The organism is Psychrilyobacter sp. (assembly GCF_037132775.1).
Taxonomy (GTDB): domain Bacteria; phylum Fusobacteriota; class Fusobacteriia; order Fusobacteriales; family Fusobacteriaceae; genus Psychrilyobacter.
Map to the genome: position 1 here is coordinate 1 of NZ_JBAHZY010000128.1, position 14,582 is coordinate 14,582.

Sequence of the window (14,582 nt, forward strand, 5' to 3'; positions counted from 1 at the left end):
TGGATTCTGGAACGATAAAGATGAAATAACAGAAAGATGGAACTTAGATAGATTGTATGAGCCTAAATTAGAAGAAGAAAAAAGAGTAACAATGTATAAAGGGTGGAAAAAAGCTGTAACTAGATCGCAAAACTGGGAAAACGACTAAAAAAATAAAAAAAAGATAGAGTTTAAGGACTCTACCTTTTTAAAAAAAGGAGTAATATAATTTATGAACAAAATATTTTTTAATGAAAAAGAAACTATAGTAGATGATGCAATTAATGGTTTATTAGCAACTAACAAATATAATAATTTAACTAAATTAAATCTCGGGGAAAATATAAGAGTAATCTCAAGAAAAAATATAGATAAAAATAAAGTATCTATTATTTCTGGGGGAGGGTCAGGTCATGAACCAGCACATGCAGGTTTTGTAGGAAAAGGAATGCTAACCGCTGCTGTTTGTGGAGATATATTTGCTTCTCCTAGTATAGATGCAGTATTAAATGCAATATTATCTGTCTCTGGAAAAGTAGGTTGTTTACTCATAGTAAAAAATTATACTGGAGATCGTTTAAACTTTGGTTTAGCCGCAGAAAGAGCTAAAAAAATGGGAATACCGGTAGAAGTAGTAATCGTAAAGGAAGATATTGCAATAGAAAATGCAGATCAACCTCGTGGGCTAGCAGGTACTCTTTTCATTCATAAAGTAGCGGGATATTATGCAGAACAAGGAGCTTCATTAGAAAAAGTTAAAAAAATGGCTGAAGAATGTAACAAAAGAATCGCAACAATAGGTGTAGCTATAACTAACTGCAGAATTCCAGGAGTAAATTATACAGATAGAATCAAAGAGGGAGAAGCTGAATTAGGTTTAGGTATTCATGGTGAACCAGGAATAAACTTACTAAAATATATACAAGCCCAAGAATTGAGTAGAGAGCTTATGGGAAAATTAGAAGAACATAATTCTAAAGATGAAAAGTATGCAATACTAATCAATAATTTAGGTGGAATATCACCTCTAGAGATGAATTTAATTACAAATGATATCTTTAAAGAAAAATTCTTTAATTCATGTGATTATTTTATAGGACCTAGTGCTTATATGACATCTATGGATATGAAAGGTTTTTCTATATCCTCAATACAATTGACTGAGGATATATTAATAGCATTACAAAGTGAGGTGGAAGTAGAATCATGGACAGGAATCACACCTAAAAGATTAATAAAAGCTGAACCATTACAAACGTTCACAACAAATATAGAATATACAGCTACTACAAATAAAAATGTAAAAGAAATTGTAGAAGTGATATGTCACGCTATAATTAATTCTGAAACAGAACTCAATAGATTAGATAGTTTGGTCGGAGATGGAGATACTGGATCTACATTTAAAAGTGGAGCAAGTGAAATTTTAAATCATTCTAGAAAAAATAATTTTCCCTTAGATGATTTAGGAGTATTATTTCAAGTAATAGGAGAAAAATTGGCTGTTGTTATGGGAGGATCTAGTGGTGTATTATTATCTATATTCTTTACTGCTTCAGGAGTCGAATATGATGCTACAAAAGATCTCTATAAGTCATTGCTTAAAGGGTTAGAACAAATGAAATTTTTTGGCGGAGCTAATATAGGAGACTGCACAATGATTGATGCTTTAGAACCTGCATTGCTAACATTAGAAAAATATGGAATAAATAAAGCTATAGAAGAGGCTAAGATTGGAGCTGATTCAACATCGAAAATGTTAAAAGCAAGAGCAGGACGGTCTTCATATGTTAATGAAGAAAATTTAAATGGTATAAAAGATCCAGGTGCATTGGCGATAGAAAACATATTTGCTTCATTGAGGAAATAGTTTTTTCACATTAAATTAAGACAAAAAGAAATCCAAAATTTTATTGGATTTCTTTTGTTTCCTAAATTGTCAATTTTAATCGAACATCTTAGGGAAAGGAATGCTGAGGCACATAATAATCGAAACTCCTCTTTTTTCATATTGCTATAAATCTCATAATGATGTAATATTATAAACGAGAATAGAATAAACAGGAGGGAACAATGAAGTTAAAAAAACTTATGGAAGAAAAAAAAATAGACGGGATATTAATAACAGATCTAGTAAATTTGAGGTATTTTACAGGGTTTACAGGGTCAACAGGGATAGCTCTCTCAACTAAAAAAGGAAAATATTTTCTTGTTGATTTTAGATACGTAGCTCAAGCCAATGATGAAGTAGCTCCTACTGGATTTGAAGTGGTTGTAATTGAAAGACCGGCTACAAACAAGATCAATGAAATTTTAAAGGAAGAAAATATAAAGAGGTTGGGGATAGAAGATCAAAATGTAAGTTTAGCTGAATACAATGGCTATATAGAAAAGTTCGAAGGATTAGAATTTGTACCATTAGGTGATAGCTTTACTAGAATTAGAATGGTAAAAACAGAGGCAGAGATCAAAAATATTAGAAAAGCCGCAGACATAGCTGATAAAGCTTTTGCAAAGATACTTCCTTTAATAAAAGAAGGAGCAGTAGAAAATGATATAAAAACCGAGTTGGAATATGAGATGAAAAAATTAGGAGCAGAGGGACCATCATTTGATACAATAATTGCTTCTAATTACAGATCAGCAATGCCACACGGGGTAGCTAGCAAGAAAAAAATAGACAGAAATGGGTTTATAAAATTTGATTTTGGATGTTTTTATAAGGGATATGCTTCTGATATGACAAGAACAGTTTATTTTGGAGATCAGCCTAGCGAGAAACATTTGGAGATATATAACACAGTTTTAGAAGCCCAGTTAAAAGCAATAGATGAAGTGAAAGTAGGAATGAGCACTAGAGAATTAGATAAGATTGCGAGAGATCATATAACATCAAAAGGATATGGTGAAAACTTTGGGCATGGATTAGGACATGGGATAGGCTTAGAAATTCATGAACTACCAAATGTATCTAGAAAGGCTGAAGATTTTATTCTAGAAGAAAATATGGTTATTACTATTGAGCCTGGAATTTATATAGATGGATTTGGAGGAGTAAGGATAGAAGATGATGTAGTGGTAAAAAAAGATGGATATGAGATCTTGAATAATACAACTAAAGAATTAATTATAATAAAATAAATAAAAAAACATATAGTAAAAAATGTATAAAAAGTTGGTGGATTTTATAGAGAAAAAGTCTTATAAGATTATTGGAGATTCAATAGAGATCTCGAGTAAGGAAAAAATACAGTTAGAAAAAGGGAGTAGAAAAAATAAATTGTAACCTTTGTCAAGTATATTTTGAAAAAAGGCTTATTTAAATTTTGGTAGCTAAAAGATGATTTTTGTATTCTATAGGAGTCATCTTTTTAAAATCCCAAGATATCAATCAGTGGAATAAATAAATTTTTTAATCCATGGAATAAATAAATTTGGACACTGAGAAAAAAGAATTCCCCAGAGAAATAAATTAAAACTAGTTATGAATGACACTAATGGAGACAAAAAGGCAATAGGAAGCTGATGTTTAGAGACATATACGGAAGAGGCTCTAATAATCGCAGATATTAGTTTTAGGTTAAAACCAAGAAAAAATGATTTTTTAGAAAGCTTCCTAGTTTTCCTTTGGGATCTTAGTTGTGAAGGTTTAGGTTTTTAAAAATCTGTGATATATTTAAAATTTTTCTAGTATTTAGTTCACAGGTTATAGTATAAAATAATAGAAAATCTAATTCCAATAGAATAAGCCTTTCTTTGTTAGTAAAAATAAGTATGGTATAATTAGGATAATAAAATTTAAGGGAGAGATTATTTTGGAAGTGAATTATATAATAAGTAAGGCAGAAAAAGACGATATTGTCGGAATATATAATCTACTCCACAGGAAATTTGTAAAAAAATATTCTCCTAATTCAGAGAAATCGGAGTGGGAAAAGCATAAGAAATGGTATGGATTTTGGTTGGAATCACCCTATTATCTTATCTATGTAATTAAAAACCTAAAGGGAAAGATTGTAGGTCAAATAAGGTATGAAATAGATGGCGAGATATCTATGATCAGTATATATTTAGATAAAGAAAATAGAGGGAAAGGTTTAGGAGGAGCCTTTATAGAGAGATCTATCAAGGAGTTAAAATTTGAAAAATCTGGTATAAAATTAATTTTAGCGTATATTTTGGAAGAGAATGATATCTCTAAAAATATGTTTCTTAATTTTGGGTTTTTATTCAGCGAAAAGAAAAATTGTAATGGTATTGAGCACTTAATTTATACAAAAAAAATAAGATGATTTCTAAAAAAAATAAGTTGAAAAACATAGGAAAATATTGACATAGAGAGTGTTGACAAAAGATTATAAATAGAATATACTTAATTGAAGAAACAGATGGCTTAAAGCAGAACTTTCATTAATAACACCAAAGTGTGTTTGTATTTAATGGATTCTAGGATTCTATCTGAAAAAAATACACGGAGGTACAACATGTTAAAAGGTACAGTTAAATGGTTCAACGAAGAAAAAGGATTTGGATTTATTCAAGGTGAAGATGGAAATGATTATTTCGCACATTTCTCTCAAATCAACAAAGAAGGATTCAAAACTTTAAAAGAAGGCGAAGAAGTAACTTTCGAAGTAACTGAAGGTGCAAAAGGTCCTCAAGCTTCAAACATTGAAGTTTTATAATTAACTGAAATTAAGCGATAAGGTCACAATCTTATCGCTTTTTTATTATCTAAGAAATTATAGACGTAAGGGAGATAATACTGGTGATTTATTTTTTAAACATAGAATTTTACCTGTCTGTAACATTACGTTCTTTTTTATTAAACAACCTTTGTACAAGTTTAGCATTTGAGTTTTTTTAAATAAAACCTACTAATGGAAGGGAACATCACAAAGTATTTTTGGACGGTGTAACCAATCTAGATTGGGGTGATATTGCCAAGGATAAAAATGGAAACTTAATTGTGGCAGTTACTGGGGATAACCTTATTCATGAAATTTTTGTTTTATATAGATTTAAAGAACCTAAGTTAGGGCAGAAAAAAGTAGAAAAAAATGGTATAGATAAGATAACATTTAGATTCTTTGGTGGGGAAGAACTAAACAATGAAGCTGTATTTTATGCTGATAAGAGTATCTATATTTTAAATAAAGAGTATGGAAAACTATGATTTGCCGTTTGATGGAGAAAAACATCGATACAAGAAGAGTTAATATTCTAGACTATATAGGTGAATTTAAATTTTTAGGTGGATCTAGAGCTTCGAACTATATGGATGCAGTCACTGGTGCAGAGATATCATGGGATGAGATGACCATGGTTTTCAATAGCTATAAAGGTATCTATATGTTTAAAAGGAATAAAAAAAATACTAATTTTTTGGATGGGGAAGTGTATTATCACCCGTTAAAATGGAATTTTAGGGTTAATCAATATGAGGCAATAGCCTTTACAGGAGATGGAGAAAAAATTGATATTGACTACAGAACAGGAAAATATCTATAAAGCAGATAGAGAAGAGTTTGAGTTGTTGAGAAAGGCAAGATCTGGTGAGCTCATAAAAGAAAATCCCATTGAAATTGGTGGAGACAGGTATGGAATAACAGACAAGATGAAATATATGGTCTATCTAATCCAAATGAAAGTAATGGACCTGATATTCAGATAAAAACTAAAGAAAGGGTGATTCAACGAATCACCCTTTCTGCTATATCTATGTAGATCAATTAGTTATATTTAGAATTTATACCCGATATCGAAGTAGTGTCTGACACCACTAGCGCCTTGATTTTGTCCAAAAGCATTTTCATAACCATCGTCAAAATTAGCCATGTTGTTATATACTTTTAACCCATAACCGATTGCCCAGTCAGAGTTGTGCCAGTAGATTCCATTGTACCATTGTAATGAATCTTTAGTTCTTCCAGGATCTTCGTCAACTTCATCGGTACCGAAATCATATGTTACATATCCTTGGTAAGATACGAATGATCCGTTTTCAAAGAAGTGTAATGGCTTAAACCAGTTCCCTTGAAGTGAGTATCCGTCCCATTTACCTTCTCCATTAGAACCAAAATCTTCTCTCTTATATGTAGATAATAAGCTTAATCCAGTAGTTCCAAACCAAGGAACTTCTACATCAGTACCTAGACCAATACCATTATGCCATAATCCACCGAATTTACCGCTATCTCCTGCTTTGATCCAAGTAGAGATATACCATTCTTTGAATGGTCTGATTGATAGGTCTTTTCCTGTCATTCCGTCGATTGAGAATCTAGGTTTGATCTCTGCAAAGAAGTTATCTCCACCATAAGAATCGTTATCTGTAGAACCAGTAAAGTTTTTTAAATCTATATAACCATACAGATCCAGAATTCCTTTTCTTCCACCAAATTCTACCTCTAAATAAGTATCATCCTGGTTATTAAATGGATTTTTTTGACCTTGTCCGTGCATAATCTTAAAATTAAAAAATAAGTTATCATTTTTATTTACATCTTGAAAATAATGTTCTGCACTGGCAACCAGACCAGTTGTTAATAAAGTTAATCCTAATAATGCTTTTCTCATATCATTTTCTCCTAAAAAATAAAACGTTAATATTGTACAGCCTTTTTTTAAATAACTAATAAAGCTATTACTATAGTTTTAATAAATGTAAAGAAAATAAAAAAGTTATGAGTTGGTTTAAATGTAATAAGTACATATTTTTAGATTAAACATGATGAAGTAAAAAAATGGAAATTCGTAATTTACGAATTTCCATTTTTATTATTTCCACATTTTTTTTATATTTTCAATAAACTTAAAATCTTCTTGGGCACTCCTACCTCTCATAGTAAGATATCCTCCTACTAACATTCCGTTAGCACCAGACATAAATGCCATTCCCATAAAGTCTTTTAAAATACCTTCCCTACCTGCACCTATTTTGATGACTTTATCTCTAAATATTATCCTATAGATAGCGATAGTTTTTAAGATCTCGTCCATAGCCAGATGTTTACGATCTCCATGAGGAGTTCCAGGAATAGGGTTTAAGATATTAACAGGAATTCCATCTACTCCTAATTCTTTTAGGGTATATGCCATATCGATTCTGTCTTCCCAAGATTCTCCCATACCGATTATTCCCCCACTACATACGTCTAAGCCTATCTCTTTAGCAGATTTTATGGTTTTTAATCGCTGTTCTATACTGTGGGTTGTAGCTACTATTTTATTATATGACTTAATAGATGTTTGCAGGTTACTGTGGAATCTAGTGATCCCAGCTTCCTTTAATTCTCATAGTTCCTCCTTGGATAACAACCCTATAGAACAACATAGTTCTACATCTTTATCATAAGCTTTAGCTGCTTTTAAAAATTCTTTTATATTACTATATTCCTTTGTATCTTTATTGATACTCCTACCAGAGGTAACTAATCCAAATTTCGAACTTCCTAAATCCTCGGCTCTAGTATATTCATCTAAAAGAGTTTCTTTGTCTTTTAGTTCGTAACTAGTAATATCAGTATTATAGTGAGCTGACTGAGCACAAAATTTACAGTCTTCCTCACACCTTTCTGATTTTGCATTGGATATAGTACAGGTATGAATCTTATTTCCACAATATTTTCCCTTATTTCGTTGGCTACAGCAAATAATTCCATCATCTTGCTACCACGGATATTAGTGAGTTCCATAGCTTCTTCATATGTAACCTCTCTATCAATAAAATCTCTTATATTCATAATTATCTCCCATTCTTTATTTAGTTTATAAAGAAATTATAACATAGGCGTAAAAATAATAAAAACCTAAATTTTATATGATATAATGGGATAAAAATATAAATACTTAAAAAGGGTAAGGGAGAAAGAGAATTATGATACTTAGTGTTACAGATTTATGGAAACAGTTTACAGGGGAAGCTTTATTAAAAAAGATAAACTTTGCAATAGATGAAAAGGATAAGATAGGATTGGTAGGAGCTAATGGAGCTGGGAAAACCACACTGATAAAGATCCTTATGGGAATAGAGACCCATGATGAGAGTTTTGAAACTAAACAAATGGGAAAGATAGGAAAAAAGGGGAATTTAAGGATTGGTTATCTGTCTCAAAATTTTGATTTAGATTTAGAAAGCACAGTATTTGATGAGTTAATGAGTGTGTATTCATATCTAAAAGAGGACTACAAAAAAATCCAATTATTAAATGAAAGGTTAGCCACCGATATGGAAAATTTTGATAGTATCATGGAAGAGCTAGCAAAACTAAATACAAGGTATGAACAAGAAGAGGGTTATGTAGTAGAATATAAGGTGAAACAGATTTTGAATGGTCTAAATTTCCCTGAACATCTATGGAAACAAAAAGTTGATGATCTTAGTGGAGGTCAGCAATCAAGGGTAGCTTTGGGGAAAATATTATTAGATGAACCGGAATTATTGATATTAGACGAACCTACAAATCATTTGGATTTAAGCGCAATTGAATGGTTAGAGAGATACTTAAATTCTTATAATAAAGCTTTTATTTTGATTTCTCATGACAGGTATTTTTTGGATAATGTAATCAACAGGGTATTTGAAATTGAGAGTAAAACTATAAACTTATATAAGGGAAACTTTACTGAATATACAATTCAAAAAGAGGCGTATCTAACAGGAGCTGTAAAAAGGTTTGAAAAAGAGCAAGATAAGATAAAAAAAATGGAAGATTATATCACCAAATATATGGGTGGAATAAAAACTAAACAGGCATTGGGTAGAAGAAAACTCCTAGATCGTATGGAGAAGATGGGAGATCCTATTGTAAAAATGAGAAAGATAAAATTAAAGTTTGAAGTAGAAAGAGTTTCTACTGATAAGGTAGTGAGAATAACTAATTTATCTAAGGCTTTTGGAGAAAAAGAGATCTTTAGAAATATAAATCTAGATATATATCGCGGAGATAAGATAGGAATAATGGGACCCAATGGAGTAGGTAAATCGACTATACTTAGGATAATAAATCATCTAGAAAAGCAAACTTCTGGAAAAGTAGAATTAGGAGAAAAATTAGATATCGGATACTATGATCAAAATCATACAGGTTTAGAGGGGAAGCAAAATATCTTAGAGGAACTCATGTATAACTATCCGTTGTCGGAAGAGGAGGCAAGAACACTTGCAGGTGGTTTTTTATTCTCAGAAGACGAAATTTTTAAAAGTATAAACGACCTCAGTGGTGGGGAAAAATCGAGGATTGCTTTGATGAAATTAATCTTGAACAAACCTAATTTTCTAATAATGGACGAGCCTACAAATCATTTGGATATCTATGCAAGGGAAATTTTGGAAGAATCATTGGAAGATTACGATGGGACTCTGATAGTTGTATCCCATGACAGACATTTCTTAGAAAGTGTGGTAAATAAGATATATGAGATAACTCCTACAGGGAGTAATGTATTTGATGGAAACTATGAGGAATACATGAAAAAATCTACCGAGCCTAAAAGAGAGAAGGAAGTTAACACAGACTATGAAGAACAAAAAAGAAGGAAAAACAGGACATCTAATCTGGAGAAGAAATTTGCAGTAGTGGAAAAAGAAATTGAAAAACTAGAGGAAAAGAGAGTTAAAATCGAGGGATTACATAACGAAGCCGGAATAAAAAATGAGATAGATAGATTAATGGATTTACAGATAGAATTGGATCAGATGGATGAAGAAATCATGGTAAAGATGGATGAATGGGAAGAGATCAATGAGGAGTTAGAAACCCTAAAAGAATTCTAAGATTTTTTGCCGCCATGATGCTAAGGATATGAATAACAAAACTCTTTATAGCTTAGTAAATTCTGCGTTGAATACTTTAAATTCATTTGAGATAATCCGTGTAATTCGTGACAAAAAAGGGGGAGAATCAATGAAGAAATTAATATTGATATTATTGTTATTAGTCAGTGTTCTATCTTTTGGTACAAAAGAAGGATTGGAAGCGGGAGATAAGTTTCCTATTATGAAATTGTATAATACTAAAAGTGAAGAAGTAGGGACTTCGGAAAAATATTTAGGTAAGATTACTATATATAATTTTGGTGCTAACTGGTGTCCCCCTTGTAAGGTGGAAAAACCTCTGTTAAATAAATTCTATAATGCAAATAAAGACAAGGTGAATGTAGTATCCATAATGGTGGACAACGACGGGGAATCGGTAAATAAATTTTTTATAGATAATCCCGTGGATTTCCCCCACTATTTTGACAAGGGACAAACTTTATCTAGAAAATTTTTAATAAGGGTGGTACCTACTACCTATATAATAGATAAAAACGGGATAATTTTGGAAAGGATCCATGGATCTTTAGATTGGAGTCAGCTAAAGATAGAGGATTTGGAAGAACTGCTAGTAGGTGAGAGAGGGTAGATATGGAGATAAATATATTGATAGTTTTTCTTGCTGGGATGGCAACTTTTTTGGCTCCCTGTATAATTCCCTTGGACCTAGTTACCTTTCATATATAAGTGGAATAGTACTGAAAGAGAAACATGGAGGTAAGCAAAAATTTAAAGTTATCCTTCACACACTATTTTTATACTTGGATTTGGAACAGCTTTTTCAGCCCTGCAGATATTACTTTTTAATTTTACAAATCTTGCCAGTAGACTTATTGGGAACAATATATTAAATATGGTTTTTGGTGGAATTATAATAATAATGGGTCTGCATATGATAGGAGTTTTTAAAATAACTAAGATGTACTCTGAAAAAAGAATAAATTTTAGTTTTGTACGAAAAAATATAGGAACATCTTATCTCTTCGGGTTTGCCTTCGGATTTGGATGGACACCCTGTATGGGACCGGTTCTATTTACAGTGATGTCATATCTAACAAGTGCCGACACCGTATGGATAGGGATGCTGTATATATGGATATATACTTTTGGACTGGGACTACCATTTCTGATTTTTGCATTATTTATAGATAGAAGTAATAAATTGGATTTTATAAAGAAGAACTTTTTATTTTCAGAAAAATTGAGTGGAGTAATTCTCATTATAATGGGAACACTTTTGGCCCTAAACAAGATGACAATATTTCTCAGTTGGGGATTTAGGGACGAAATTTTTGAATTTTTTAAAAATATTTTTTAAGGGCTGGGGTAAATATTCCAGCCCTTATTTAATAAAGACCACACTACCTGGTGGTTCGCAATTCTAGCCTTGTTTTTATTAGAATTATATCGAAAAAGTATTGACGTAATTTTGAAATTCTGATATACTAATCTAGTTGTGAAATAAATTAATTCTCAAATTATTTAGATAATGAGAAAAAAAAGAAAAGGAGGGTAAAGATGCCTACTATTAACCAATTAATAAGAAAAGGAAGAAAGACTTTAGAGTCTTCTAAAACATCACCAGCATTAAAAGGAAACCCACAAAAAAGAGGAGTTTGTATAAGAGTTTATACTTCTACACCAAAGAAACCAAACTCAGCTTTAAGAAAGGTTGCCAGAGTAAGATTAACTAACGGAATCGAAGTTACTGCTTATATTCCAGGAATCGGACATAACTTACAAGAACATTCAATCGTTCTTTTAAAAGGTGGAAGAACAAAAGACTTACCAGGTGTAAGATATAAAGTAATCAGGGGAGCTTTAGATACTGCAGGAGTAGCAGATAGAAAGCAATCAAGATCTAAATACGGAGTGAAAAAAGGATAATAATTTAAACTATTAGGAGGTGCAAAATAATATGTCAAGAAGAAGAGCAGCAGTTAAAAGAGACGTTTTAGCTGATTCAAGATATGGAGATAAAATTGTAACTAAATTTATAAATTCTATCATGTTAGATGGGAAAAAATCTTTAGCAGAGTCTATTTTTTATGGAGCTATGGATTTAATAAAGGAAAAATCAGGTGAAGAGGGATACGAAACTTTCAAGAAAGCTATCGAGAACATCAAACCTGCATTAGAAGTTAAATCAAGAAGAATTGGTGGAGCTACTTATCAAGTACCGGTAGAAGTTAGACCAGTTAGACAACAAGCATTAGCTTTAAGATGGTTAACAGCTCACACAAGAGCTAGAAAAGAGTACACTATGGTTGAAAGATTAGCTAACGAATTAATCGCAGCGGCTAACAGCGAAGGTGCAACTATCAAGAAAAAAGAAGACACTTATAAGATGGCAGAAGCAAACAGAGCTTTCGCACATTACAAGTGGTAAAAACTAAGTTAATTTTAACTTAGTTTTTCATATATATATATATATAAAGTTCGAGGAGGAATACCTAATGGCTAGAAAAGTTTCTTTAGATAAAACTAGAAACATAGGAATTATGGCTCATATCGACGCCGGTAAGACTACTACTACGGAAAGAATCTTACTTTTTACTGGTGTAACTCATTCAATTGGAGAGGTACATGATGGTGCAGCTACAATGGACTGGATGGAGCAAGAGCAAGAAAGAGGAATCACAATCACTTCAGCAGCAACAACTTGTTTCTGGAGAGAACATAGAATAAACATCATCGATACACCTGGACATGTGGATTTCACTGTAGAAGTAGAAAGATCATTGAGAGTATTAGACGGTACAGTTGCAGTTTTCTCTGCAGTTGATGGAGTACAACCACAATCTGAAACGGTTTGGAGACAAGCTGACAAGTATAATGTACCTAGAATGGCTTTCTTTAATAAGATGGACAGAGTAGGTGCTGATTTCAAGATGTGTGTAAGTGACATCAGAGAAAAGTTAGGATCTAATCCAGTTCCTGTACAATTACCGATTGGTGCAGAGGATGAATTTGAAGGAATCATTAACTTAATTACGATGAAAGAACATAGATGGCCTTTAGATACTGTAGATGGTCAAGATATGGAAATAGTAGATATCAGAGAATCTTTATTAGAAGAAGCAAAAGTTGCAAGAGAATTCATGATTGAATCTATCGTAGAGACAGATGACGTATTAATGGAAAAATTCTTTGCCGGTGATGATATCACAGCTGCTGAATTGACAGCTGGATTAAGAACAGCAACTATTGCAAACCTAATCGTTCCTGTAACGTGTGGTACTGCATTCAAAAATAAAGGAGTTCAGCCATTATTAGACTTAATCGTTGACATCATGCCTTCACCAGTAGATATCGGTGCAGTCAAAGGTACAAACATGAAAGATGAAAGTATTGAAATGGAAAGATTACCTGGAGATGACCAGCCATTTTCTGCGTTAGCATTTAAAATAATGACTGACCCATTCGTAGGAAGATTATCTTTCTTCAGAGTATATTCTGGATGTTTAGCTAAAGGTTCATATGTATTGAACTCTGTAAAAGGTAAAAAAGAAAGAATCGGAAGAATCTTACAAATGCATGCAAACAAAAGAGAAGAAATAGATATGGTTTATAGTGGAGATATCGCTGCAGCTATCGGTCTTAAAGATACGACAACTGGAGATACTTTGTGCGACATATCTAATCCTATTGTCTTAGAAAGAATGACATTCCCTGAACCAGTTATCTCCGTTGCTGTTGAGCCAAAAACAAAGGCTGACCAAGAAAGAATGGGTGTTGCTTTAGGTAAACTTGCTGAAGAAGATCCTACTTTCCGAGTTAAAACAGACGAAGAAACAGGACAAACTATCATCTCTGGAATGGGTGAACTTCACTTAGATATCCTGGTTGAGAGAATGAAGAGAGAATTTAATGTAGAATCAAACGTAGGTAAACCACAAGTTGCTTACAGAGAAACTATCACAACTGAAACTGATACTGAGATGAAATATGCTAAGCAATCAGGTGGAAGAGGACAATACGGACACGTTAAGATCAGAGTGTATCCTAACCCAGGTGAAGGATTTGTATTTGAAAACAAAACTTCTGGTGGATCAGTTCCTAGAGAATATATCCCAGCAGTTGAAAAAGGTTGTAAAGAAGCACTTGAAGGTGGAATTATCGCTGGATATGCAATGGAAGATGTTAGAGTTGTATTATATGATGGATCTTACCATGATGTTGACTCGAACGAGATGGCATTTAAAATTGCAGGATCAATGGCAATGAAAAAGGCAGCTAGAGAGTGTAATCCAGTTATACTTGAGCCTATCTTCAAAATAGAAATCACTACTCCTGAAGAGTACATGGGAGACTTAATTGGTGACATTTCTTCTAGAAGAGGAGTTGTTCTTGGAATGACTGAAAGAGCTGGAGCTCGAATCATAGAGGCTGAAGCACCATTATCAGAAATGTTTGGTTATTCAACTGACTTAAGATCTAAGTCTCAAGGAAGAGCCAACTATGCAATGGAATTCAAGAAATACTTAGCAGTTCCTGCAGCCGTTCAAAAAGTAATCGTAGAAGAAAGAAACTAATATTTCTTTTTCTATAAAATAGAGAGATACACTTGAATTAATATTATTATTAATGACTATAACAGCTGAACGCCTAGAAATTCTGGACGTTTCAGGGTAATTTGAAGAAATAAATTAAAATTTTTAGGAGGCTTTAACAATGGCAAAAGAGCAATTTGACAGAAGTAAACCACATGTAAATATTGGAACAATAGGTCATGTAGACCATGGAAAGACAACAACGACAGCAGCAATCTCAAAAGTATTAT

17 protein-coding genes and 1 pseudogene are annotated in these 14,582 nt (G+C 32.3%); 14 read left to right on the forward strand and 4 right to left on the reverse strand.

Features of this window, described 5'->3' with window-relative positions:
• Positions 1 to 211: 211 nt before the first annotated feature.
• From V5784_RS08610 to V5784_RS08640, 7 genes are all read left to right on the forward strand, one after another.
• Entirely contained in the window at positions 212 to 1,849 is a 1,638-nt protein-coding gene (locus V5784_RS08610) for a dihydroxyacetone kinase subunit DhaK (protein ID WP_336888624.1), read from the forward strand.
• 203 nt (positions 1,850 to 2,052) lie between these two features.
• On the forward strand, positions 2,053 to 3,120 hold the full coding sequence (locus V5784_RS08615; protein WP_336888625.1) for a Xaa-Pro peptidase family protein: 1,068 nt from the start codon (positions 2,053 to 2,055) through the stop codon (positions 3,118 to 3,120).
• 680 nt (positions 3,121 to 3,800) lie between these two features.
• On the forward strand, positions 3,801 to 4,271 hold the full coding sequence (locus tag V5784_RS08620) for a GNAT family N-acetyltransferase (RefSeq protein ID WP_336888626.1): 471 nt from the start codon (positions 3,801 to 3,803) through the stop codon (positions 4,269 to 4,271).
• 192 nt (positions 4,272 to 4,463) lie between these two features.
• Positions 4,464 to 4,664 (forward strand): cold-shock protein, encoded by a 201-nt coding sequence (locus V5784_RS08625; protein ID WP_336888627.1) that lies wholly within the window; start codon positions 4,464 to 4,466, stop codon positions 4,662 to 4,664.
• A 221-nt stretch (positions 4,665 to 4,885) separates the two neighbouring features.
• Positions 4,886 to 5,155 (forward strand): hypothetical protein, encoded by a 270-nt coding sequence (locus tag V5784_RS08630; RefSeq protein ID WP_336888628.1) that lies wholly within the window; start codon positions 4,886 to 4,888, stop codon positions 5,153 to 5,155.
• Entirely contained in the window at positions 5,152 to 5,490 is a 339-nt protein-coding gene (locus V5784_RS08635) for a hypothetical protein (RefSeq protein WP_336888629.1), read from the forward strand. Before V5784_RS08630 ends, V5784_RS08635 begins: the two co-directional genes overlap by 4 nt.
• A complete protein-coding gene (locus V5784_RS08640) occupies positions 5,462 to 5,653 on the forward strand; it encodes a hypothetical protein (RefSeq protein ID WP_336888630.1) in 192 nt (63 codons plus the stop codon). The genes V5784_RS08635 and V5784_RS08640 overlap by 29 nt, the downstream gene beginning before the upstream one ends.
• Positions 5,654 to 5,721: 68 nt before the next feature.
• Here V5784_RS08640 and V5784_RS08645 read toward each other — a convergent pair whose 3' ends face one another.
• The 4 genes and pseudogenes from V5784_RS08645 to V5784_RS08660 all read right to left on the reverse strand — a co-directional run bounded on the left by V5784_RS08645 (position 5,722) and on the right by V5784_RS08660 (position 7,724).
• A complete protein-coding gene (locus V5784_RS08645) occupies positions 5,722 to 6,558 on the reverse strand; it encodes an outer membrane protein OmpK (RefSeq protein WP_336888631.1) in 837 nt (278 codons plus the stop codon).
• Positions 6,559 to 6,759: 201 nt separating this feature from the next.
• Positions 6,760 to 7,110, reverse strand: coding sequence for a hypothetical protein (locus V5784_RS08650; protein ID WP_336888632.1), 351 nt, complete (start codon positions 7,108 to 7,110; stop codon positions 6,760 to 6,762).
• Positions 7,111 to 7,134: 24 nt separating this feature from the next.
• A pseudogene (locus tag V5784_RS08655) lies at positions 7,135 to 7,257 on the reverse strand (biotin synthase BioB); the annotation flags it as partial.
• Positions 7,258 to 7,481: 224 nt separating this feature from the next.
• On the reverse strand, positions 7,482 to 7,724 hold the full coding sequence (locus V5784_RS08660; protein WP_336888633.1) for a hypothetical protein: 243 nt from the start codon (positions 7,722 to 7,724) through the stop codon (positions 7,482 to 7,484).
• A gap of 131 nt (positions 7,725 to 7,855) precedes the next feature.
• Here V5784_RS08660 and V5784_RS08665 point away from each other — a divergent pair, with 131 nt between their 5' ends.
• From V5784_RS08665 to V5784_RS08695, 7 genes are all read left to right on the forward strand, one after another.
• A complete protein-coding gene (locus V5784_RS08665) occupies positions 7,856 to 9,757 on the forward strand; it encodes an ABC-F family ATP-binding cassette domain-containing protein (RefSeq protein WP_336888638.1) in 1,902 nt (633 codons plus the stop codon).
• A 130-nt stretch (positions 9,758 to 9,887) separates the two neighbouring features.
• Complete coding sequence (locus tag V5784_RS08670; protein WP_336888634.1) at positions 9,888 to 10,388, forward strand: TlpA disulfide reductase family protein; 501 nt, start codon at positions 9,888 to 9,890, stop codon at positions 10,386 to 10,388.
• Between the two features lie 168 nt (positions 10,389 to 10,556).
• Complete coding sequence (locus V5784_RS08675) at positions 10,557 to 11,117, forward strand: cytochrome c biogenesis protein CcdA (RefSeq protein ID WP_336888639.1); 561 nt, start codon at positions 10,557 to 10,559, stop codon at positions 11,115 to 11,117.
• 200 nt (positions 11,118 to 11,317) lie between these two features.
• A complete protein-coding gene (gene rpsL, locus V5784_RS08680) occupies positions 11,318 to 11,686 on the forward strand; it encodes a 30S ribosomal protein S12 (protein ID WP_336888635.1) in 369 nt (122 codons plus the stop codon).
• A 31-nt stretch (positions 11,687 to 11,717) separates the two neighbouring features.
• Positions 11,718 to 12,188, forward strand: a complete 471-nt coding sequence (gene rpsG / locus V5784_RS08685) for a 30S ribosomal protein S7 (RefSeq protein WP_336888636.1) — start codon at positions 11,718 to 11,720, stop codon at positions 12,186 to 12,188.
• A gap of 67 nt (positions 12,189 to 12,255) precedes the next feature.
• Positions 12,256 to 14,334, forward strand: coding sequence for an elongation factor G (gene fusA / locus V5784_RS08690; RefSeq protein WP_336888637.1), 2,079 nt, complete (start codon positions 12,256 to 12,258; stop codon positions 14,332 to 14,334).
• A gap of 139 nt (positions 14,335 to 14,473) precedes the next feature.
• Positions 14,474 to 14,582, forward strand: a 109-nt coding sequence (locus V5784_RS08695) for a GTP-binding protein (RefSeq protein WP_336888161.1), incomplete at its 3' end; no start/stop codon positions are given.

Excerpts from the sequence above, each read along its gene's own strand:
- V5784_RS08610 (WP_336888624.1), top strand. The coding sequence starts at position 212 with ATGAACAAAATATTTTTTAATGAAAAAGAAACTATAGTAGATGATGCA.
- V5784_RS08615 (WP_336888625.1), top strand. The coding sequence starts at position 2,053 with ATGAAGTTAAAAAAACTTATGGAAGAAAAAAAAATAGACGGGATATTA.
- V5784_RS08625 (WP_336888627.1), top strand. The coding sequence starts at position 4,464 with ATGTTAAAAGGTACAGTTAAATGGTTCAACGAAGAAAAAGGATTTGGA.
- V5784_RS08635 (WP_336888629.1), top strand. The coding sequence starts at position 5,152 with ATGATTTGCCGTTTGATGGAGAAAAACATCGATACAAGAAGAGTTAAT.
- V5784_RS08645 (WP_336888631.1), bottom strand. The coding sequence starts at position 6,558 with ATGAGAAAAGCATTATTAGGATTAACTTTATTAACAACTGGTCTGGTT.
- V5784_RS08650 (WP_336888632.1), bottom strand. The coding sequence starts at position 7,110 with ATGGGAGAATCTTGGGAAGACAGAATCGATATGGCATATACCCTAAAA.
- V5784_RS08660 (WP_336888633.1), bottom strand. The coding sequence starts at position 7,724 with ATGAATATAAGAGATTTTATTGATAGAGAGGTTACATATGAAGAAGCT.
- V5784_RS08670 (WP_336888634.1), top strand. The coding sequence starts at position 9,888 with ATGAAGAAATTAATATTGATATTATTGTTATTAGTCAGTGTTCTATCT.
- rpsL (WP_336888635.1), top strand. The coding sequence starts at position 11,318 with ATGCCTACTATTAACCAATTAATAAGAAAAGGAAGAAAGACTTTAGAG.
- rpsG (WP_336888636.1), top strand. The coding sequence starts at position 11,718 with ATGTCAAGAAGAAGAGCAGCAGTTAAAAGAGACGTTTTAGCTGATTCA.
- fusA (WP_336888637.1), top strand. The coding sequence starts at position 12,256 with ATGGCTAGAAAAGTTTCTTTAGATAAAACTAGAAACATAGGAATTATG.